The organism is Streptomyces sp. NBC_00670 (assembly GCF_036226765.1).
In the GTDB taxonomy this organism is placed as follows: Bacteria; Actinomycetota; Actinomycetes; order Streptomycetales; family Streptomycetaceae; genus Streptomyces.
On record NZ_CP109017.1, the window covers coordinates 4,360,262 to 4,379,017 of the forward strand.

At 67.8% G+C, this 18,756-nt stretch carries 32 protein-coding genes; all 32 read left to right on the forward strand.

Annotated elements, in window-relative coordinates; genetic code table 11:
• Positions 1 to 74: 74 nt before the first annotated feature.
• The 32 genes from OIE12_RS19365 (at position 75) to truA (ending at position 18,715) form a co-directional block, all read left to right on the forward strand.
• A complete protein-coding gene (locus tag OIE12_RS19365) occupies positions 75 to 587 on the forward strand; it encodes a MarR family winged helix-turn-helix transcriptional regulator (RefSeq protein WP_329137011.1) in 513 nt (170 codons plus the stop codon).
• A 560-nt stretch (positions 588 to 1,147) separates the two neighbouring features.
• Positions 1,148 to 1,456 carry a 30S ribosomal protein S10 gene (rpsJ, locus tag OIE12_RS19370; protein WP_003948644.1) on the forward strand — a complete coding sequence of 103 codons (309 nt, stop codon included), beginning with the start codon at positions 1,148 to 1,150 and terminating at the stop codon, positions 1,454 to 1,456.
• 16 nt (positions 1,457 to 1,472) lie between these two features.
• The gene (gene rplC / locus OIE12_RS19375) at positions 1,473 to 2,117 is read left to right on the forward strand and encodes a 50S ribosomal protein L3 (RefSeq protein WP_030380860.1); all 645 of its coding nucleotides are present in this window, start codon (positions 1,473 to 1,475) and stop codon (positions 2,115 to 2,117) included.
• Positions 2,118 to 2,124: 7 nt separating this feature from the next.
• Positions 2,125 to 2,781 carry a 50S ribosomal protein L4 gene (rplD, locus tag OIE12_RS19380; protein ID WP_329137014.1) on the forward strand — a complete coding sequence of 219 codons (657 nt, stop codon included), beginning with the start codon at positions 2,125 to 2,127 and terminating at the stop codon, positions 2,779 to 2,781.
• Positions 2,781 to 3,200, forward strand: a complete 420-nt coding sequence (gene rplW, locus OIE12_RS19385) for a 50S ribosomal protein L23 (RefSeq protein ID WP_030380858.1) — start codon at positions 2,781 to 2,783, stop codon at positions 3,198 to 3,200. The genes rplD and rplW overlap by 1 nt, the downstream gene beginning before the upstream one ends.
• 51 nt (positions 3,201 to 3,251) lie before the next feature.
• On the forward strand, positions 3,252 to 4,088 hold the full coding sequence (rplB, locus tag OIE12_RS19390) for a 50S ribosomal protein L2 (protein ID WP_086560683.1): 837 nt from the start codon (positions 3,252 to 3,254) through the stop codon (positions 4,086 to 4,088).
• 12 nt (positions 4,089 to 4,100) lie between these two features.
• Entirely contained in the window at positions 4,101 to 4,382 is a 282-nt protein-coding gene (gene rpsS, locus OIE12_RS19395; RefSeq protein ID WP_006140908.1) for a 30S ribosomal protein S19, read from the forward strand.
• A gap of 42 nt (positions 4,383 to 4,424) precedes the next feature.
• Positions 4,425 to 4,772 carry a 50S ribosomal protein L22 gene (gene rplV, locus OIE12_RS19400; protein ID WP_003974262.1) on the forward strand — a complete coding sequence of 116 codons (348 nt, stop codon included), beginning with the start codon at positions 4,425 to 4,427 and terminating at the stop codon, positions 4,770 to 4,772.
• On the forward strand, positions 4,772 to 5,623 hold the full coding sequence (gene rpsC / locus OIE12_RS19405; RefSeq protein ID WP_329137018.1) for a 30S ribosomal protein S3: 852 nt from the start codon (positions 4,772 to 4,774) through the stop codon (positions 5,621 to 5,623). Before rplV ends, rpsC begins: the two co-directional genes overlap by 1 nt.
• A gap of 5 nt (positions 5,624 to 5,628) precedes the next feature.
• Positions 5,629 to 6,048, forward strand: coding sequence for a 50S ribosomal protein L16 (gene rplP, locus OIE12_RS19410; RefSeq protein ID WP_006140905.1), 420 nt, complete (start codon positions 5,629 to 5,631; stop codon positions 6,046 to 6,048).
• Entirely contained in the window at positions 6,048 to 6,272 is a 225-nt protein-coding gene (gene rpmC, locus OIE12_RS19415) for a 50S ribosomal protein L29 (protein ID WP_003974259.1), read from the forward strand. Before rplP ends, rpmC begins: the two co-directional genes overlap by 1 nt.
• Positions 6,272 to 6,559, forward strand: coding sequence for a 30S ribosomal protein S17 (gene rpsQ, locus OIE12_RS19420; RefSeq protein WP_003992363.1), 288 nt, complete (start codon positions 6,272 to 6,274; stop codon positions 6,557 to 6,559). The genes rpmC and rpsQ overlap by 1 nt, the downstream gene beginning before the upstream one ends.
• A 106-nt stretch (positions 6,560 to 6,665) precedes the next feature.
• A complete protein-coding gene (gene rplN / locus OIE12_RS19425; protein WP_003974257.1) occupies positions 6,666 to 7,034 on the forward strand; it encodes a 50S ribosomal protein L14 in 369 nt (122 codons plus the stop codon).
• Positions 7,035 to 7,036: 2 nt separating this feature from the next.
• Positions 7,037 to 7,360: a 50S ribosomal protein L24 gene (gene rplX / locus OIE12_RS19430; protein ID WP_030380855.1), complete on the forward strand. Its 324-nt coding sequence runs from the start codon at positions 7,037 to 7,039 to the stop codon at positions 7,358 to 7,360.
• Entirely contained in the window at positions 7,360 to 7,917 is a 558-nt protein-coding gene (rplE, locus tag OIE12_RS19435) for a 50S ribosomal protein L5 (RefSeq protein ID WP_329137021.1), read from the forward strand. The genes rplX and rplE overlap by 1 nt, the downstream gene beginning before the upstream one ends.
• A gap of 5 nt (positions 7,918 to 7,922) precedes the next feature.
• Positions 7,923 to 8,108 (forward strand): type Z 30S ribosomal protein S14, encoded by a 186-nt coding sequence (locus OIE12_RS19440; protein ID WP_003956452.1) that lies wholly within the window; start codon positions 7,923 to 7,925, stop codon positions 8,106 to 8,108.
• Between the two features lie 238 nt (positions 8,109 to 8,346).
• Positions 8,347 to 8,745 carry a 30S ribosomal protein S8 gene (gene rpsH / locus OIE12_RS19445; protein WP_030380853.1) on the forward strand — a complete coding sequence of 133 codons (399 nt, stop codon included), beginning with the start codon at positions 8,347 to 8,349 and terminating at the stop codon, positions 8,743 to 8,745.
• 24 nt (positions 8,746 to 8,769) lie between these two features.
• Positions 8,770 to 9,309, forward strand: a complete 540-nt coding sequence (gene rplF, locus OIE12_RS19450) for a 50S ribosomal protein L6 (protein ID WP_329137023.1) — start codon at positions 8,770 to 8,772, stop codon at positions 9,307 to 9,309.
• A gap of 3 nt (positions 9,310 to 9,312) precedes the next feature.
• The gene (rplR, locus tag OIE12_RS19455) at positions 9,313 to 9,696 is read left to right on the forward strand and encodes a 50S ribosomal protein L18 (RefSeq protein WP_030380851.1); all 384 of its coding nucleotides are present in this window, start codon (positions 9,313 to 9,315) and stop codon (positions 9,694 to 9,696) included.
• 36 nt (positions 9,697 to 9,732) lie between these two features.
• Positions 9,733 to 10,338: a 30S ribosomal protein S5 gene (gene rpsE, locus OIE12_RS19460; RefSeq protein WP_006140899.1), complete on the forward strand. Its 606-nt coding sequence runs from the start codon at positions 9,733 to 9,735 to the stop codon at positions 10,336 to 10,338.
• A 2-nt stretch (positions 10,339 to 10,340) separates the two neighbouring features.
• The gene (gene rpmD, locus OIE12_RS19465) at positions 10,341 to 10,523 is read left to right on the forward strand and encodes a 50S ribosomal protein L30 (protein WP_329137026.1); all 183 of its coding nucleotides are present in this window, start codon (positions 10,341 to 10,343) and stop codon (positions 10,521 to 10,523) included.
• A 2-nt stretch (positions 10,524 to 10,525) separates the two neighbouring features.
• Entirely contained in the window at positions 10,526 to 10,981 is a 456-nt protein-coding gene (gene rplO / locus OIE12_RS19470) for a 50S ribosomal protein L15 (protein ID WP_006140897.1), read from the forward strand.
• Between the two features lie 235 nt (positions 10,982 to 11,216).
• Positions 11,217 to 12,530 (forward strand): preprotein translocase subunit SecY, encoded by a 1,314-nt coding sequence (secY, locus tag OIE12_RS19475; RefSeq protein WP_329137028.1) that lies wholly within the window; start codon positions 11,217 to 11,219, stop codon positions 12,528 to 12,530.
• Entirely contained in the window at positions 12,530 to 13,192 is a 663-nt protein-coding gene (locus OIE12_RS19480) for an adenylate kinase (protein WP_329137029.1), read from the forward strand. The genes secY and OIE12_RS19480 overlap by 1 nt, the downstream gene beginning before the upstream one ends.
• Before the next feature lie 233 nt (positions 13,193 to 13,425).
• The gene (gene map, locus OIE12_RS19485) at positions 13,426 to 14,262 is read left to right on the forward strand and encodes a type I methionyl aminopeptidase (protein ID WP_329137032.1); all 837 of its coding nucleotides are present in this window, start codon (positions 13,426 to 13,428) and stop codon (positions 14,260 to 14,262) included.
• A gap of 285 nt (positions 14,263 to 14,547) precedes the next feature.
• A complete protein-coding gene (gene infA / locus OIE12_RS19490) occupies positions 14,548 to 14,769 on the forward strand; it encodes a translation initiation factor IF-1 (RefSeq protein ID WP_003948620.1) in 222 nt (73 codons plus the stop codon).
• A 68-nt stretch (positions 14,770 to 14,837) separates the two neighbouring features.
• Complete coding sequence (rpmJ, locus tag OIE12_RS19495; protein WP_003998809.1) at positions 14,838 to 14,951, forward strand: 50S ribosomal protein L36; 114 nt, start codon at positions 14,838 to 14,840, stop codon at positions 14,949 to 14,951.
• Positions 14,952 to 15,142: 191 nt separating this feature from the next.
• Positions 15,143 to 15,523: a 30S ribosomal protein S13 gene (rpsM, locus tag OIE12_RS19500; protein ID WP_004984507.1), complete on the forward strand. Its 381-nt coding sequence runs from the start codon at positions 15,143 to 15,145 to the stop codon at positions 15,521 to 15,523.
• 65 nt (positions 15,524 to 15,588) lie between these two features.
• Entirely contained in the window at positions 15,589 to 15,993 is a 405-nt protein-coding gene (gene rpsK / locus OIE12_RS19505; RefSeq protein ID WP_003948617.1) for a 30S ribosomal protein S11, read from the forward strand.
• 114 nt (positions 15,994 to 16,107) lie between these two features.
• Positions 16,108 to 17,130 (forward strand): DNA-directed RNA polymerase subunit alpha, encoded by a 1,023-nt coding sequence (locus tag OIE12_RS19510; protein WP_003966937.1) that lies wholly within the window; start codon positions 16,108 to 16,110, stop codon positions 17,128 to 17,130.
• A gap of 85 nt (positions 17,131 to 17,215) precedes the next feature.
• The gene (rplQ, locus tag OIE12_RS19515) at positions 17,216 to 17,713 is read left to right on the forward strand and encodes a 50S ribosomal protein L17 (RefSeq protein ID WP_329137036.1); all 498 of its coding nucleotides are present in this window, start codon (positions 17,216 to 17,218) and stop codon (positions 17,711 to 17,713) included.
• Positions 17,714 to 17,845: 132 nt separating this feature from the next.
• On the forward strand, positions 17,846 to 18,715 hold the full coding sequence (gene truA, locus OIE12_RS19520) for a tRNA pseudouridine(38-40) synthase TruA (protein ID WP_329137037.1): 870 nt from the start codon (positions 17,846 to 17,848) through the stop codon (positions 18,713 to 18,715).
• Positions 18,716 to 18,756 lie beyond the last annotated feature (41 nt).

Sequence of the window (18,756 nt, forward strand, 5' to 3'; positions counted from 1 at the left end):
GGTCGCCGACCTGACCGTCACTGGTGCGGATCGTCAGTACCGCTGATCGTCAGACCCCAGGATACGCTATGGGCATGACGGGCGCGTATCTCCCCGGTGACCCCTCCGGTGTCCTGGCCACGAGGCTGGGCTACCTGTTCAAGCACGCCTATTTCCGGCTCAGCGAGCGGATGACGGCGGCGCTGGCGCCGTACGGGATGAATCCGCGCGAGCTGGGGGTGCTCTCGACGATCGAGGGGGGCGGTCAGGAGTGGTCGCAGTCGGAGCTCGCGGGGCGGCTCGGGGTGGACCGCACGACGATGGTCGCGCTCATCGACGGGCTGGAGGGGAAGGGTTTCGTCGAACGGCGCCGCAGTGAGCGTGACCGGCGGCGGAACGTCGTCATGCTGACGACGGAGGGGAAGCGGTGCCGGCGCGAGGCGGACGAGGCGCGGGAGCGGGTCGAACGCGACTTCCTCGCTCCGCTGGACGAGGCGACGGCGGCGACCCTGACCGCCGCCCTGCGCACGCTGTACGCCGCCCACGGCGCGGTGACCCGCCCCCCGCACTGCCCTCCGCCCTCCGGCTCCGCCGAGGGGGCCCCGTGAGAGGAATCGCACCGCACCTCGCGGCCACCGTCACGGAAGCTTCGCGACCCGGCGCCAGCCGGGTGCCGCTGCGCCCACCCGTGCCGCCCCAGCGGCACGACTGCCCGCAGCTACGCGCACGCCGCGAACCCCCGTTGGTTTGATCCCGATCACCTTCGGGGTATTCTCCTCCGCCCAATTGGCGCGCGAAGCGCCCCGTATGGCAGACTAGCGGGGTTGCTCGGTCGAGTGCCGATGCTGCGCGCCTCCCGCCGGGAGGACCGGAAGCGAGTCCCACAGTACTCGTCGTCCCAACTGCCCTCGGGCGGCTCTGGGGCGGACGTACGGGAATCTTCCGGGAAGCGTCAGCGGGGTACCGGCCAGGCACCCGGTGGGCCTTTCGCCCCCGGCCCGCGGAACCGTGAGGGCCCGCACTTCCCACCGCAGGGATGTTCGAACAAGGGACATCTGTGTCAGCGGAAGCGCGACACGCCCGACCGCGTGGGTCGGAGGGGCAGGGAGACGGCAACACACCCCGCCGGGTTCCGGAGCGTTACGAGAGACAGGACTACTGAGTAGCCATGGCGGGACAGAAGATCCGCATCCGGCTCAAGGCCTACGACCACGAGGTCATCGACTCCTCGGCGAAGAAGATCGTCGAGACGGTGACCCGCACTGGTGCGTCGGTCGCGGGCCCGGTGCCGCTGCCCACTGAGAAGAACGTGTACTGCGTCATCAAGTCGCCGCACAAGTACAAGGACTCGCGCGAGCACTTCGAGATGCGCACGCACAAGCGCCTGATCGACATCCTCGACCCGACCCCCAAGACCGTTGACTCTCTGATGCGACTCGACCTCCCGGCCGGTGTCGACATCGAGATCAAGCTCTGAGGCCGGTGATCTGAAGATGACCAAGCAGATCAAGGGCATCCTGGGCGAGAAGCTCGGCATGACGCAGGTGTGGGACGAGAACAACCGTGTCGTCCCGGTCACCGTCGTCAAGGCCGGCCCCAACGTCGTCACCCAGGTCCGCACGAACGACGCCGACGGCTACGAGTCCGTCCAGATCGCGTTCGGCGACATCGACCCCCGCAAGGTGAACAAGCCCCTCAAGGGCCACTTCGCCAAGGCCGACGTCACCCCCCGCCGCCACCTCGTCGAGATCCGCACGGCCGACGCCGCCGAGTACACCCTCGGTCAGGAAGTCACCGCCGAGGTCTTCGAGGCCGGCGTGAAGGTCGACGTCACCGGCAAGAGCAAGGGCAAGGGCTTCGCCGGTGTCATGAAGCGTCACAACTTCAAGGGCCTCGGCGCCGGACACGGCACCCAGCGCAAGCACCGCTCGCCCGGTTCCATCGGCGGCTGCGCCACCCCGGGCCGTGTGTTCAAGGGCCTCCGCATGGCGGGCCGCATGGGCAACGAGCGGGTCACCACCCAGAACCTGACCGTCCACGCCGTTGACGCGGAGAAGGGTCTGCTGCTCATCAAGGGCGCGGTTCCCGGTCCGAACGGCGGCCTCGTCCTGGTCCGCACCGCGGCCAAGGGGGCCTGAGGTAACGATGAGCACTGTTGACATCCTTTCGCCGGCGGGCGAGAAGGCCGGGACCGTCGAGCTGCCCGAGGGCATCTTCGGCGTGGAGAAGGTCAGCATCCCGCTGATCCACCAGGTCGTCGTCGCACAGCTGGCCGCCGCCCGCCAGGGCACGCACAAGACCAAGACCCGCGGCGAAGTCCGTGGTGGCGGCAAGAAGCCGTACCGCCAGAAGGGCACCGGCCGCGCCCGTCAGGGCTCGACCCGCGCGCCGCAGTTCGCCGGTGGTGGCGTCGTGCACGGTCCCGTGCCGCGCGACTACTCGCAGCGGACCCCGAAGAAGATGAAGGCCGCGGCCCTGCGCCACGCCCTCACCGACCGGGCCCGCCACAACCGCATCCACGTCGTCACCGGCGTGGTCGAGGGCGAGACCGCCTCCACGAAGGCCGCCCGGACGCTGTTCGGCAAGATCTCGGAGCGCAAGAACCTGCTCCTGGTCGTCGACCGCGCCGACGAGGCCGCGTGGCTGTCCGCCCGCAACCTGCCCCAGGTCCACATCCTGGAGCCGGGCCAGCTGAACACGTACGACGTTCTCGTCTCGGACGACGTGGTCTTCACCCAGGCCGCCTTCGAGTCCTTCGTGTCCGGCCCGAAGGCCAACGACACCGAAGGGAGCGAGGCCTGATGGCTACGCGTCACCCGAGCATCGCCTCCAAGGCTGCCAAGGCTGCCAAGGCCGCGCGCGTCGCCAAGGCGCGCCGCCACGCCGCGGAGGGCCGGAACACGGTCGAGACCCCGGCCAGCAAGTCCTTCACGGACCCCCGTGACGTGCTGCTGAAGCCGGTCGTCTCCGAGAAGAGCTACGCCCTGCTCGACGACAACAAGTACACGTTCATCGTCGCGCCGGGCAGCAACAAGACCCAGATCAAGCAGGCCGTCGAGGCGGTCTTCGAGGTCAAGGTCACCGGGGTCAACACGATCAACCGGCAGGGCAAGCGCAAGCGCACCCGCACCGGTTTCGGTCAGCGTGCCGCCACCAAGCGCGCGATCGTGACCCTTGCCGAGGGCGACCGTATCGACATCTTCGGCGGACCGACCTCCTGACGGAGGTCCGGAACGTCCAGATAATCGGAACTTTCCGAGGACTGAGAGACAATGGGTATCCGCAAGTACAAGCCGACGACTCCTGGCCGTCGTGGCGCCAGCGTCGCCGACTTCGTCGAGGTCACGCGGTCCACGCCGGAGAAGTCGCTGGTCCGTCCCCTGCACAGCAAGGGCGGCCGTAACAATTCCGGTCGTGTGACCGTTCGCCACCAGGGTGGCGGACACAAGCGCGCCTACCGCGTGATCGACTTCCGTCGTCACGACAAGGACGGCGTGCCGGCGAAGGTCGCGCACATCGAGTACGACCCCAACCGCACCGCGCGCATCGCGCTGCTGCACTACGCCGACGGCGAGAAGCGCTACATCCTCGCCCCGCGTGGTCTGTCGCAGGGTGACCGCGTCGAGAACGGCCCCGGCGCCGACATCAAGCCGGGCAACAACCTCGCGCTGCGCAACATCCCGGTCGGTACCACGCTGCACGCCATCGAGCTGCGGCCGGGCGGCGGCGCCAAGTTCGCCCGCTCCGCCGGTGCCTCGGTGCAGCTGCTCGCGAAGGAGGGCTCGATGGCCCACCTCCGCATGCCGTCCGGCGAGATCCGCCTGGTCGACCAGCGCTGCCGCGCCACGGTCGGCGAGGTCGGCAACGCCGAGCAGTCGAACATCAACTGGGGCAAGGCCGGCCGCAAGCGCTGGCTGGGCGTCCGCCCGACCGTCCGTGGTGTGGTCATGAACCCCGTCGACCACCCGCACGGTGGTGGTGAGGGCCGTACCTCCGGTGGTCGCCACCCGGTGTCCCCGTGGGGCAAGAAGGAAGGCCGTACTCGTTCGCCCAAGAAGGCGTCGAACAAGTACATCGTCCGCCGCCGCAAGACGAACAAGAAGCGCTAGGAGCGGGTTCAGATGCCGCGCAGTCTCAAGAAGGGGCCCTTCGTCGACGACCACCTCATGAAGAAGGTGGACGTGCAGAACGAAGCGGGTTCCAAGAACGTCATCAAGACCTGGTCCCGTCGCTCGATGATCGTCCCGGCCATGCTCGGCCACACGATCGCGGTGCACAACGGCAAGACCCACATCCCGGTGTTTGTCACCGAGTCCATGGTCGGCCACAAGCTCGGCGAGTTCTCGCCGACGCGCACCTTCCGGGGTCACGTCAAGGACGACCGGAAGTCGAAGCGCCGCTAGTCAGCGGGGTGACAGACCATGACAAACACTGAAGGGACAACCATGGAAGCCAGGGCCCAGGCGCGGTACATCCGCGTCACGCCCATGAAGGCCCGCCGCGTGGTGGACCTCATCCGTGGCATGGACGCCACGGAGGCTCAGGCGGTCCTGCGTTTCGCCCCGCAGGCCGCGAGCGTGCCGGTCGGCAAGGTGCTGGACAGCGCCATCGCCAACGCCGCGCACAACTACGACCACACCGACGCCGACAGCCTCTTCATCTCCGAGGCCTACGTCGACGAGGGCCCGACCCTGAAGCGGTTCCGTCCGCGCGCCCAGGGCCGCGCCTACCGGATCCGCAAGCGGACCAGCCACATCACCGTGGTCGTCAGCAGCAAGGAAGGAACCCGGTAATGGGCCAGAAGGTTAACCCGCATGGGTTCCGGCTCGGTGTCACCACGGACTTCAAGTCCCGGTGGTACGCCGACAAGCTGTACAAGGACTACGTCAAGGAAGACGTCGCCATCCGCCGGATGATGACGTCCGGCATGGAGCGCGCCGGCATCTCCAAGGTCGAGATCGAGCGCACCCGTGACCGTGTGCGTGTGGACATCCACACCGCTCGTCCGGGCATCGTGATCGGCCGCCGCGGCGCCGAGGCCGACCGCATCCGCGGTGATCTCGAGAAGCTGACGGGCAAGCAGGTCCAGCTGAACATCCTCGAGGTCAAGAACCCCGAGACGGACGCTCAGCTCGTGGCCCAGGCCGTCGCCGAGCAGCTCTCCAGCCGTGTCTCCTTCCGCCGTGCCATGCGCAAGAGCATGCAGTCGGCGATGAAGGCGGGCGCCAAGGGCATCAAGATCCAGTGCGGTGGCCGCCTCGGCGGCGCCGAGATGTCCCGCTCGGAGTTCTACCGCGAGGGCCGCGTGCCCCTGCACACGCTCCGCGCGAACGTGGACTACGGCTTCTTCGAGGCCAAGACGACCTTCGGCCGCATCGGTGTGAAGGTCTGGATCTACAAGGGCGACGTCAAGAACATCGCCGAGGTCCGCGCCGAGAACGCGGCCGCCCGTGCCGGCAACCGCCCGGCCCGTGGTGGCGCCGACCGTCCGGCCCGTGGTGGCCGCGGTGGCGAGCGTGGCGGTCGCGGTCGCAAGCCGCAGCAGCAGTCGGCTCCGGCCGCCGAGGCCCCCAAGGCCGACGCGCCCGCCGCTGCCGCTCCGGCTGAGGCGCCGTCCTCTTCTACTGGCGGAACGGAGGCCTGACCGACATGCTGATCCCCCGTAGGGTCAAGCACCGCAAGCAGCACCACCCGAAGCGCCGTGGTCAGGCCAAGGGCGGTACGACGGTCTCGTTCGGCGAGTACGGCATCCAGGCCCTCACGCCGGCGTACGTGACCAACCGCCAGATCGAGGCGGCCCGTATCGCGATGACCCGCCACATCAAGCGTGGTGGCAAGGTCTGGATCAACATCTACCCGGACCGCCCGCTCACGAAGAAGCCCGCCGAGACCCGCATGGGTTCCGGTAAGGGTTCTCCGGAGTGGTGGATCGCGAACGTGCACCCGGGCCGGGTCATGTTCGAGCTGTCCTACCCCAACGAGAAGATCGCCCGTGAGGCGCTGACTCGTGCGGCCCACAAGCTGCCGATGAAGTGCCGGATCGTCAAGCGCGAGGCAGGTGAAGCGTGATGTCGGCCGGTACCAAGGCGTCCGAGCTGCGCGAGCTGGGCAACGAGGAGCTTCTGGCGAAGCTCCGCGAGGCCAAGGAAGAGCTGTTCAACCTCCGCTTCCAGGCGGCGACCGGTCAGCTCGAGAACCACGGTCGGCTGAAGGCCGTCCGCAAGGACATCGCGCGGATCTACACCCTGATGCGTGAGCGCGAGCTGGGCATCGAGACGGTGGAGAGCGCCTGATGAGTGAGAGCAACGTGACTGAGCAGACTGCAGAGGCCCGCGGCTTCCGCAAGACCCGTGAGGGTCTCGTCGTCAGCGACAAGATGGACAAGACCGTCGTCGTCGCCGTCGAGGACCGCGTCAAGCACGCGCTGTACGGCAAGGTCATCCGCCGTACCAACAAGCTCAAGGCGCACGACGAGCAGAACGCCGCGGGTGTCGGCGACCGCGTCCTCCTCATGGAGACCCGGCCGCTGTCCGCCACGAAGCGGTGGCGCGTCGTCGAGATCCTCGAGAAGGCCAAGTAAAGATCTCCTGCGGGGCATTCCCCACAGGACAGTTCCGCCAGGCTCCGGGAGCCGCTCACCGAGGTGATCGGCTCCCGGGGAACCGGCAGACAAACAGGAGATAGACGTGATCCAGCAGGAGTCGCGACTGCGTGTCGCCGACAACACGGGTGCGAAGGAAATTCTCACCATCCGTGTGCTCGGTGGCTCCGGTCGCCGCTACGCGGGTATCGGTGACGTCATCGTCGCCACCGTCAAGGACGCGATCCCCGGTGGCAACGTGAAGAAGGGTGACGTCGTCAAGGCGGTCATCGTTCGCACCGTCAAGGAGCGCCGCCGTCCCGACGGCTCGTACATCCGCTTCGACGAGAACGCCGCCGTCATTCTCAAGAACGACGGCGACCCCCGCGGCACCCGTATCTTCGGCCCCGTCGGCCGTGAGCTGCGCGAGAAGAAGTTCATGAAGATCATCTCCCTCGCGCCGGAGGTGCTGTGAGCATGAAGATCAAGAAGGGCGACCTGGTCCAGGTCATCACCGGTAAGGACAAGGGCAAGCAGGGCAAGGTCATCGCGGCCTACCCCCGCGAGGACCGCGTCCTGGTCGAGGGTGTCAACCGGGTCAAGAAGCACACCAAGGCCGGCCCGACCGCCAGCGGCTCGCAGGCCGGCGGCATCGTGACCACCGAGGCCCCCGTCCACGTCTCCAACGTCCAGCTGGTCGTGGAGAAGGACGGCAACAAGGTCGTCACGCGCGTCGGTTACCGCTTCGACGAGGACGGCAACAAGATCCGCGTTGCCAAGCGGACGGGTGAGGACATCTGATGGCTACCACCACCACTCCGCGTCTCAAGACGAAGTACCGCGAGGAGATCGCGGGCAAGCTGCGTGACGAGTTCAAGTACGAGAACGTCATGCAGGTTCCCGGCCTCGTCAAGATCGTGGTCAACATGGGTGTCGGCGACGCCGCCCGTGACTCCAAGCTCATGGACGGTGCCGTCCGTGACCTGACCATCATCACCGGGCAGAAGCCGGCCGTCACCAAGGCCCGCAAGTCCATCGCGCAGTTCAAGCTGCGCGAGGGCCAGCCGATCGGTGCCCACGTCACGCTCCGTGGCGACCGCATGTGGGAGTTCCTGGACCGCACCCTGTCGCTCGCGCTCCCGCGCATCCGCGACTTCCGCGGTCTGTCCCCCAAGCAGTTCGACGGCCGTGGCAACTACACCTTCGGTCTCACGGAGCAGGTCATGTTCCACGAGATCGACCAGGACAAGATCGACCGCGTCCGGGGTATGGACATCACCGTGGTGACCACGGCGACCAACGACGCAGAGGGCCGCGCGCTCCTCCGTCACCTCGGCTTCCCCTTCAAGGAGGCGTGAGCGAGATGGCGAAGAAGGCTCTGATCGCGAAGGCTGCCCGCAAGCCCAAGTTCGGCGTGCGCGCCTACACCCGCTGCCAGCGCTGTGGGCGTCCGCACTCCGTCTACCGCAAGTTCGGCCTGTGCCGTGTGTGCCTCCGTGAGATGGCTCACCGCGGCGAGCTGCCGGGCGTGACCAAGAGCTCCTGGTAAACCCCCACTTGGGGTGCACCAGGGCTCTCGGTAGGCAACCGGGTCCGGCAGGAGGCCCGCTCCGCATGCCGTAGGCTTGCGGGGTTGGGCGCCTGCCGTGCCCTGTACATACGCGGGCTCGCCCGCCAATGAATGCTTACTACGCCGTAGGTCCACCGCGCCGCACCCGTCCCGTCTCGGATCGGGGAGAGGGATGGCGCACCAGGAAACCCCGGCGAGAGAGGCCGAAGGCCAATTCATGACCATGACTGATCCGATCGCAGACATGCTCACGCGTCTGCGCAACGCGAACTCGGCGTACCACGACTCCGTGGCGATGCCGGCATCGAAGATCAAGTCTCACATCGCGGAGATCCTCCAGCAGGAGGGCTTCATCACGGGCTGGAAGGTCGAGGACGCCGAGGTCGGCAAGAACCTCGTCCTGGAGCTGAAGTTCGGCCCCAACCGTGAGCGCTCCATCGCGGGCATCAAGCGGATCTCCAAGCCCGGGCTCCGGGTGTACGCGAAGTCCACCAACCTGCCGAAGGTGCTGGGCGGCCTCGGCGTGGCGATCATCTCCACGTCGCACGGGCTCCTCACCGACAAGCAGGCCGGCAAGAAGGGCGTGGGTGGGGAAGTCCTCGCCTACGTCTGGTAGCGGAAGGGAACGGAGGAAACAGCTATGTCGCGCATCGGCAAGCTCCCCATCGCGGTTCCCGCCGGCGTGGACGTCACCATCGACGGCCGTCAGGTGCAGGTGAAGGGTCCCAAGGGCACCCTGTCCCACACCATCGCGGCGCCGATCGAGATCGCTAAGGGCGAGGACGGCGTGCTCAGCGTCACCCGCCCGAACGACGAGCGTCAGAACAAGGCCCTGCACGGCCTGTCCCGCACGCTGGTGGCGAACATGATCACCGGCGTGACCCAGGGTTACGTGAAGAAGCTCGAGATCAGCGGTGTCGGTTACCGCGTGACGGCCAAGGGCTCGAACCTCGAGTTCGCGCTCGGCTACAGCCACTCGATCACCGTCGAGGCGCCCGAGGGCATCACCTTCAAGGTCGAGAACCCGACGCACTTCTCGGTCGAGGGCATCGACAAGCAGAAGGTGGGCGAAGTCGCGGCGAACATCCGCAAGCTGCGCAAGCCCGACCCGTACAAGGCCAAGGGTGTCAGGTACGAGGGTGAAGTCATCCGCCGCAAGGTCGGAAAGGCGGGTAAGTAAGCCATGGCATACGGGCAGAAGATCGCCAAGGGCGACGCCTACAAGCGCACCGCCATCAAGCGGCGGCACATCCGGATCCGCAAGAAGGTCTCCGGTACGGCCGAGCGCCCCCGCCTGGTCGTGACCCGCTCCAACCGTCACATCGTGGCGCAGGTGATCGACGACCTCAAGGGGCACACCCTGGCGTCGGCGTCCACCCTGGACACGTCGATCCGCGGCGGCGAGGGCGACAAGTCCGCGCAGGCCAAGCAGGTCGGCGCCCTGGTCGCCGAGCGTGCCAAGGCCGCCGGTGTCGAGGCCGTCGTGTTCGACCGTGGTGGCAACCAGTACGCCGGGCGCATCGCCGCCCTGGCGGACGCCGCCCGCGAAGCCGGGCTCAAGTTCTGAGCCGCTTGTAGCTAGCGGAAAGAGAGAGGTAATCCAATGGCTGGACCCCAGCGCCGCGGTGGCGGTGCCGGTGGCGGCGAGCGGCGGGACCGGAAGGGCCGTGACGGCGGAGCATCCGCCGCCGAGAAGACCGCGTACGTCGAGCGCGTCGTCGCGATCAACCGTGTCGCCAAGGTTGTGAAGGGTGGTCGTCGCTTCAGCTTCACCGCGCTGGTCGTGGTGGGCGACGGTGACGGCACCGTGGGTGTCGGATACGGCAAGGCCAAGGAGGTGCCGGCCGCCATCGCCAAGGGCGTTGAGGAGGCCAAGAAGCACTTCTTCAAGGTCCCCCGCATCCAGGGCACCATCCCGCACCCGATCCAGGGTGAGAAGGCGGCCGGCGTCGTGCTGCTCAAGCCCGCGTCCCCCGGTACCGGTGTTATCGCCGGTGGCCCGGTGCGCGCCGTGCTCGAGTGCGCCGGCATCCACGACATCCTGTCGAAGTCGCTCGGCTCCGACAACCAGATCAACATCGTGCACGCGACCGTGGAGGCCCTCAAGGGCCTGCAGCGTCCCGAGGAGGTCGCGGCCCGCCGCGGTCTGCCGCTCGAGGACGTCGCCCCCGCGGCCCTGCTGCGTGCGCGTGCCGGGGCAGGTGCGTAATCATGGCGCAGCTCAGGATCACGCAGGTCAAGTCCTACATCGGCAGCAAGCAGAACCACCGTGACACCCTGCGTTCCCTTGGTCTCAAGGGGATCAACACGCAGGTCGTCAAGGAGGACCGCCCCGAGTTCCGCGGCATGGTGCACACCGTCCGCCACCTCGTGTCGGTCGAGGAGGTCGACTGATCATGGCGGAGAACAACCCGCTCAAGATCCACAACCTCCGTCCGGCCCCGGGCGCCAAGACCGCCAAGACCCGTGTCGGTCGTGGTGAGGCGTCGAAGGGCAAGACGGCCGGTCGTGGTACCAAGGGCACGAAGGCCCGTTACCAGGTTCCGGAGCGCTTCGAGGGCGGGCAGATGCCCCTCCACATGCGCCTCCCGAAGCTGAAGGGCTTCAAGAACCCGTTCAAGACCGAGTACCAGGTCGTGAACCTCGACAAGCTGGCCGCGCTCTACCCCGAGGGTGGCGAGGTCACCGTCGAGGGCCTGGTGGCCAAGGGTGCCGTTCGCAAGAACAGCCTCGTCAAGGTCCTCGGCCAGGGCGAGGTCTCCGTGGCGCTGCAGGTGACGGTCGACGCCGTCTCCGGCTCCGCCAAGGAGAAGATCACCGCCGCCGGCGGTACGGTCACCGAGCTCGTCTGACTCCGTCAGGCACGCCGATGACGTGAACGAATCCGACCGGGGATACCCCACATTTGGGGTATCCCCGGTTGGTCGTTCCAAGGGGGGCAGTGTCGCCGGTAAGGTGGCCTGCGCTGTCAAGTTTCACCAGATGCTCCACTCGGGGCACCAGGAGAGGCCGGCAGCCGTTACGTATTCGTCGAACCTCACCAATCGTCACCTCTGACGCACGTGCGCGGGGGTCGCAGGAGGCACCGTGCTCACCGGCTTCGCCCGGGCGTTCAGGACGCCCGACCTGCGCAAGAAGCTGCTCTTCACGCTCGGGATCATCGTGGTGTACCGCGCCGGTACGCACATTCCGATCCCCGGCGTCGACTACAAGAGCGTCCAGACCTGTATCGACGTCGCCAAGGGCAACCAGGGCCTGTTCGGCCTGGTGAACATGTTCAGTGGCGGTGCGCTGCTGCAGATCACGGTCTTCGCGCTGGGCATCATGCCGTACATCACGGCGAGCATCATTCTCCAGCTGCTGACCGTGGTGATCCCGCGTCTGGAGGCCCTGAAGAAGGAGGGCCAGGCCGGTACGGCGAAGATCACGCAGTACACGCGTTATCTGACGGTCGCGCTCGCCATCCTCCAGGGCACCGGCCTGGTGGCCACCGCCCGCAGCGGCGCGCTCTTCACCGGCTGCCCGGTCGCCACGGACATCGTGCCCGACCAGTCGATCTTCACCACCATCACGATGGTCGTCACCATGACCGCCGGTACGGGCATGGTGATGTGGCTCGGCGAGCTGATCACCGACCGCGGCATCGGCAACGGCATGTCGATCCTGATGTTCATCTCGATCGCCGCCACCTTCCCGTCCGCGCTGTGGGCCATCAAGACCTCGGGCACGCTGGCCGACGGCTGGATCGAGTTCGGCACGGTCATCCTGATCGGCCTGGTCATGGTCGGCCTGGTGGTCTTCGTCGAGCAGGCCCAGCGCCGCATTCCCGTCCAGTACGCGAAGCGCATGATCGGCCGCCGGTCCTACGGCGGCACCTCGACGTACATTCCGCTGAAGGTCAACCAGGCGGGTGTGATCCCCGTCATCTTCGCGTCGTCGCTGCTCTACATCCCCGCCCTGATCGCGCAGTTCTCCGACAGCAACTCCGGCTGGAAGACCTGGATCCAGGCGAACATGGTGAAGGGCGACCACCCGGTCTACATCACCCTGTACTTCCTGCTGATCGTGTTCTTCGCCTTCTTCTACGTGGCGATCTCCTTCAACCCCGAAGAAGTCGCCGACAACATGAAGAAGTATGGTGGCTTCATCCCGGGCATCCGGGCTGGCCGGCCGACCGCCGAGTACCTGAGCTACGTACTCAACCGGATCACCTGGCCGGGTTCGCTGTATCTGGGTCTGATCGCTCTCGTGCCAACAATGGCGTTGGTGGGCTTCAACGCGAATCAGAACTTCCCGTTCGGCGGGACGAGCATCCTGATCATCGTGGGTGTCGGTCTCGAGACCGTGAAGCAGATCGAGAGTCAGCTCCAGCAGCGCAATTACGAAGGGTTCCTCCGCTGATGCGAATTGTCCTCGTCGGGCCACCCGGGGCCGGGAAGGGAACGCAGGCCGCGTTCCTGGCCAAGAACCTGTCGATCCCGCACATCTCCACGGGCGACCTGTTCCGCGCCAACATCAGCTCCCAGACCGAACTGGGCAAACTCGCGAAATCCTACATGGACGCGGGCAACCTGGTGCCGGACGAGGTCACCATCGGCATGGCCAAGGACCGCATGGAGCAGTCCGACGCGGCCGGTGGCTTCCTGCTCGACGGCTTCCCGCGCAACGTCTCGCAGGCCGAGGCGCTGGACGACATGCTTGCCAGCGAGGGCATGAAGCTGGACGCGGTGCTGGACCTGGAGGTCCCGGAGGACGAGGTCGTCAAGCGCATCGCCGGGCGGCGGATCTGCCGCAAGGACTCCAGCCACGTCTTCCACGTGACGTACAACCCGCCGAAGGCGGAGGGGGTGTGCGACGCGTGCGGGGGCGAGCTGTACCAGCGCGACGACGACTCCGAGGAGACGGTGCGGACGCGGCTGGAGGTCTACCACACGCAGACCGAGCCGATCATCGACTACTACAAGGCGCAGGGGCTCGTGGTGACGATCTCGGCGCTGGGCAAGGTCGAGGACGTGACGGGGCGGGCGATGCGGGCGCTCCAGCGCGAGGGGGCGCCGCAGTAGGCGGTGCCGGTTCGCTTTTCCGACCGCGGCTCCCCCTGGCGGGGGGCCGCGGTCGTTGTGTGTGGGGTGCGGGCGGGGCTTCTCGCGCCCGCGCGGCGGAGCCGCAAATCGACACGGCCCCGCGCCCCTTGCAGGGGCACGGGGGCACGGTCCCGCGCTCCTGCCGGGCGCCTGGCGCCGTATTGTTGACAGGGTCCGTATCTCTTTTCCGGGTCAGAAAGGCGCTTGTCGTCATGGTGCAGATCAAGAGCCCCGAGCAGATCGCGAAGATGCGCGAGGCGGGGCTGGTCGTCGCGGCCATTCACGCGGCCACGCGTGAGGCGGCCGTGCCCGGCGCGACGACCAGGGATCTGGACCAGGTCGCCCGCAAGGTGCTCGCCGAGCACGACGCCAAGCCGAACTTCCTCGGCTACGGCGGCTTCCCGGCCACGATCTGCACCTCCGTGAACGACGTGGTCGTGCACGGCATCCCGTCCGACGAGGTCGTCCTCAAGGACGGCGACCTCATCTCCATCGACTGCGGCGCCATCGTCGACGGCTGGCACGGCGACGCCGCGTACACCGCGTTCGTCGGCTCCGGCCACGCTCCCGAGCTGGTCGAGCTGTCCCGGGTGACGGAGGAGTCGATGTGGGCCGGCATCGCGGCCATGAAGCCGGGCAACCGGCTCGTCGACATCTCGCGCGCCGTCGAGACGTACATCCGCCGCCAGCCGAAGCCCGGCGGCGGCCGCTACGGGATCATCGAGGACTACGGCGGCCACGGCATCGGCACCGAGATGCACATGGACCCGCACCTGCTGAACTACGTCGACCGCAAGCGCGGCAAGGGCCCCAAGCTGGTCCCCGGCCTGTGCCTGGCCATCGAGCCGATGGTCTCCCTCGGCACCCCGAAGACCGAGGTTCTCCAGGACGACTGGACGGTCATCACGACGGACGGCACCTGGTCCTCGCACTGGGAGCACTCGGTGGCCCTGACGGAGGAGGGCCCGCTGGTGCTGACGGCTCCGGACGGGGGCCGGGCGAAGCTCGCAGAGCTGGGAATCACGGCGGCCCCGGATCCGCTGGGCTGACGCCGGCCGCGGCACGAGCCGCCGGTCGGAGGCCGGCGCAGCCCCGCGAAGCCCGTGAGGCGCCCCCGGCGCCGCTGCGTCCGACGGGCCGCTCCGCAGCCGGGCGCGAGCGGGACGTTCAGAGATGGCCCCCGTCGGCATGATGATCTCCCTGCCAGGGCAGAATTCCTCGTTTCGCCTTTCCGGGTGCGCTGACGTAGACTGACTCGTCGGCTCTCGTGCACCCGCATGTCCGCATGCGGACGTACCGGAGTCGATCAAGGTAGTCGATTCGAAGGGCGAAGCGTGGCCAAGAAGCAAGGTGCCATCGAGATCGAGGGCACTGTCGTCGAGTCTCTTCCGAACGCCATGTTCAAGGTCGAGCTCCAGAACGGCCACCAGGTCCTGGCACACATCAGCGGCAAGATGCGTATGCACTACATCCGCATCCTCCCTGACGACCGGGTCGTGGTGGAGCTGTCTCCGTACGACCTGACGCGTGGCCGGATCGTCTACCGGTACAAGTAGATCTTGCCCACGTCCCGCGTGCGTTCCGCGCGGGTCCGCCGGCAACTGACCCGGAGAACCTCACACCCATGAAGGTCAAGCCGAGCGTCAAGAAGATCTGCGACAAGTGCAGGGTGATCCGCCGTCACGGCCGGGTCATGGTCATCTGCGAGAACCCGCGCCACAAGCAGCGCCAGGGCTGACGCACGACCGCACCCTCTGCGATTCGCAGAATTTCGCGCGACGCGAGCTGAATTTGTTCATACGCAGGGCCCGGACCTGGCACTCAGGTCCGACACCCCCGGTTCGGAGGCCGGGGACCCAGTTCGTACCTCGTACGGCGGCTGGGAGCCGGTCCTGTGGAAGACCTCCGACAATCAACTGGAGCCATTGAATGGCACGCGTTTCCGGTGTTGACATCCCGCGCGAAAAGCGCGTGGAGATCGCCCTCACCTACGTGTTCGGCATCGGCCGGACCCTTTCGCAGCAGACGCTGGCAGCCACCGGCGTCGACCCGAACACCCGCGTTCGCGACCTCTCCGAGGAGCAGCTCGTCGCGATCCGCGAGTACGTCGACAACAACATCAAGACCGAGGGTGACCTCCGTCGCGAGATCCAGGCCGACATCCGCCGCAAGGTCGAGATCGGCACGTACCAGGGTCTGCGGCACCGCCGCGGTCTGCCGGTCCGCGGTCAGCGCACCAGCACCAACGCCCGTACCCGCAAGGGCCCGCGTCGCGCCATCGCCGGCAAGAAGAAGCCGGGCAAGAAGTAGTCCTCAGCGACTTCGCCGTCCAGCGGTCTTCGCTGTAGGACCGACCACCTCCCGTAGGAGAAGACATGCCCCCCAAGGGACGTCAGGGCGCTGCCAAGAAGGTGCGCCGCAAGGAAAAGAAGAACGTCGCTCACGGCCACGCGCACATCAAGAGCACGTTCAACAACACCATCGTTTCGATCACCGACCCGACCGGCAACGTGATCTCCTGGGCCTCCGCCGGCCACGTCGGCTTCAAGGGCTCCCGGAAGTCCACGCCGTTCGCCGCGCAGATGGCCGCCGAGTCGGCCGCCCGCCGCGCGCAGGAGCACGGCATGCGCAAGGTCGACGTGTTCGTCAAGGGCCCGGGCTCCGGTCGTGAGACCGCGATCCGTTCCCTGCAGGCCACGGGCCTCGAGGTCGGCTCCATCCAGGACGTCACCCCGACCCCGCACAACGGCTGCCGGCCGCCGAAGCGTCGTCGCGTCTGATCTCGCTTCACCAGGGTTTCCGGGCGGTACGGCTCTTTCGGGTCGTATCGCCCGTACCCTTGCAGTACTAGTCGGGCGTCAAATAGCGGGCGCCCCTGACTGAAGGATCACCACATGCTGATCGCTCAGCGTCCCTCGTTGACCGAAGAGGTCGTCGACGAGTTCCGCTCCCGGTTCGTGATCGAGCCGCTGGAGCCGGGCTTCGGCTACACCCTCGGCAACTCCCTCCGCCGCACGCTCCTCTCGTCGATCCCCGGTGCCGCCGTCACCAGCATCCGGATCGACGGCGTCCTGCACGAGTTCACCACCGTGCCGGGCGTCAAGGAGGACGTCACCGACCTGATCCTCAACATCAAGCAGCTGGTCGTCTCCTCGGAGCACGACGAGCCGGTCGTGATGTACCTGCGCAAGCAGGGCCCGGGTCTGGTCACCGCCGCCGACATCGCGCCCCCGGCCGGTGTCGAGGTGCACAACCCCGACCTCGTCCTCGCCACGCTCAACGGCAAGGGCAAGCTGGAGATGGAGCTGACGGTCGAGCGCGGCCGCGGTTACGTCTCCGCCGTGCAGAACAAGCAGGTCGGCCAGGAGATCGGCCGGATCCCGGTCGACTCGATCTACTCGCCGGTCCTCAAGGTCACGTACAAGGTCGAGGCCACGCGTGTCGAGCAGCGCACCGACTTCGACAAGCTGATCGTCGACGTCGAGACCAAGCAGGCCATGCGGCCGCGTGACGCCATGGCGTCGGCGGGCAAGACCCTGGTCGAGCTGTTCGGTCTCGCCCGCGAGCTGAACATCGACGCCGAGGGCATCGACATGGGTCCGTCCCCGACGGACGCGGCGCTGGCGGCCGACCTCGCGCTCCCGATCGAGGAGCTCGAGCTCACCGTCCGCTCGTACAACTGCCTCAAGCGCGAGGGCATCCACTCCGTGGGTGAGCTCGTGGCGCGGTCCGAGGCGGACCTGCTGGACATCCGCAACTTCGGTGCGAAGTCCATCGACGAGGTCAAGGCGAAGCTGGCCGGCATGGGCCTGGCCCTCAAGGACAGCCCGCCCGGATTCGACCCCACGGCCGCGGCCGACGCCTTCGGCGCCGACGACGACGCGGACGCGGGTTTCGTGGAGACCGAGCAGTACTGATCGGTCGATGCCGGTGAGCATCCGCTCATCGGGTTCCTGACCCCGGTACCTGATACGGCCGGGGCAGACACACAGGAGAAAGAACATGCCGAAGCCCACCAAGGGTGCCCGTCTGGGCGGCAGTGCCGCGCACGAGAAGCTGCTCCTCGCGAACCTCGCGAAGGCGCTCTTCGAGCACGGCCGCATCACCACCACCGAGGCCAAGGCGCGCCGGCTGCGGCCGTACGCCGAGCGTCTGGTGACCAAGGCGAAGAAGGGCGACCTTCACAACCGCCGCCAGGTGCTGCAGGTCATCACGGACAAGAGCATCGTCCACACGCTCTTCACCGAGATCGGCCCGCGCTACGAGAACCGTCCCGGTGGCTACACCCGCATCACCAAGATCGGTAACCGCCGTGGCGACAACGCGCCCATGGCCGTCATCGAGCTGGTCGAGGCGCTGACGGTCGCGCAGCAGGCGACGGGCGAGGCGGAGGCCGCGACGAAGCGTGCCGCGAAGGATGCGGACGCTTCCGAGGCCAAGGCCGACCTCACGAAGGACGAGGCGACCGAGGCCCCGGCCGAGGAGGCCAAGGACGCGTAAGCGTCTGCGGGGAGCTGTGCGATTGCGGCTGCGGCTCCGTCGTGGCTTGTCGCGCAGTTCCCCGCGCCCCTTCAGGGTGGGCCCGCTCCTTCGAGGAGCGGGCCCACTTTTGTGTGCTGAGAGGATCTCTGGGTGAGTGACGAAGTTGCTGCCGGGTTCGTGCGCGTCCGCCTTGATCTGTCCTACGACGGGACCGCGTTCTCCGGGTGGGCCAAGCAGGCCGGGGGGCGGCGGACCGTGCAGGGGGAGATCGAGGACGCGCTGCGGACGGTCACCCGGTCCGGCGGGGTGACGTACGAGCTGACGGTCGCCGGGCGGACCGACGCCGGCGTGCACGCGCGCGGGCAGGTCGCGCATGTCGATCTGCCGCGCGAGGTGTGGGCCGAGCACCATGAGAAGCTGCTCAAGCGGCTCGCCGGGCGGCTGCCCAGGGACGTGCGCGTGTGGGCGCTCAGGGAGGCGCCCGCGGGCTTCAACGCGCGGTTCTCGGCGGTCTGGCGCCGGTACGCCTACCGCGTCACCGACAACCCCGGCGGCGTCGACCCGCTGCTGCGCCACCACGTCCTCTGGCACGACTGGCCGCTGGACGTCGACGCCATGAACGAGGCGGCGCGGGGGCTGCTGGGGGAGCACGACTTCGCCGCGTACTGCAAGAAGCGGGAGGGGGCGACCACCATCCGTACCCTCCAGGAGCTGAGTCTGGCGCGCGGTGACGGCGGGATCGTCACCGCGACCGTGCGCGCCGACGCCTTCTGCCACAACATGGTGCGCTCGCTGATCGGCGCGCTGCTGTTCGTGGGGGACGGACACCGGGGGCCCGAGTGGCCGGCCAAGGTGCTCGCGGCGGGCGTACGGGACTCCGCCGTGCACGTCGTACGGCCGCACGGGCTGACGCTGGAGGAAGTCGGCTACCCGGCCGACGAGTTGCTCGCCGCGCGGAACAGGGAGGCGCGCAACCGGCGGACGCTGCCGGGGACGGCGTCCGGCGCCGGCTGCTGCTGAGCGGCGGGCCTCCGCCCCGCCCCGTGCGGCCCGTCCCCGTG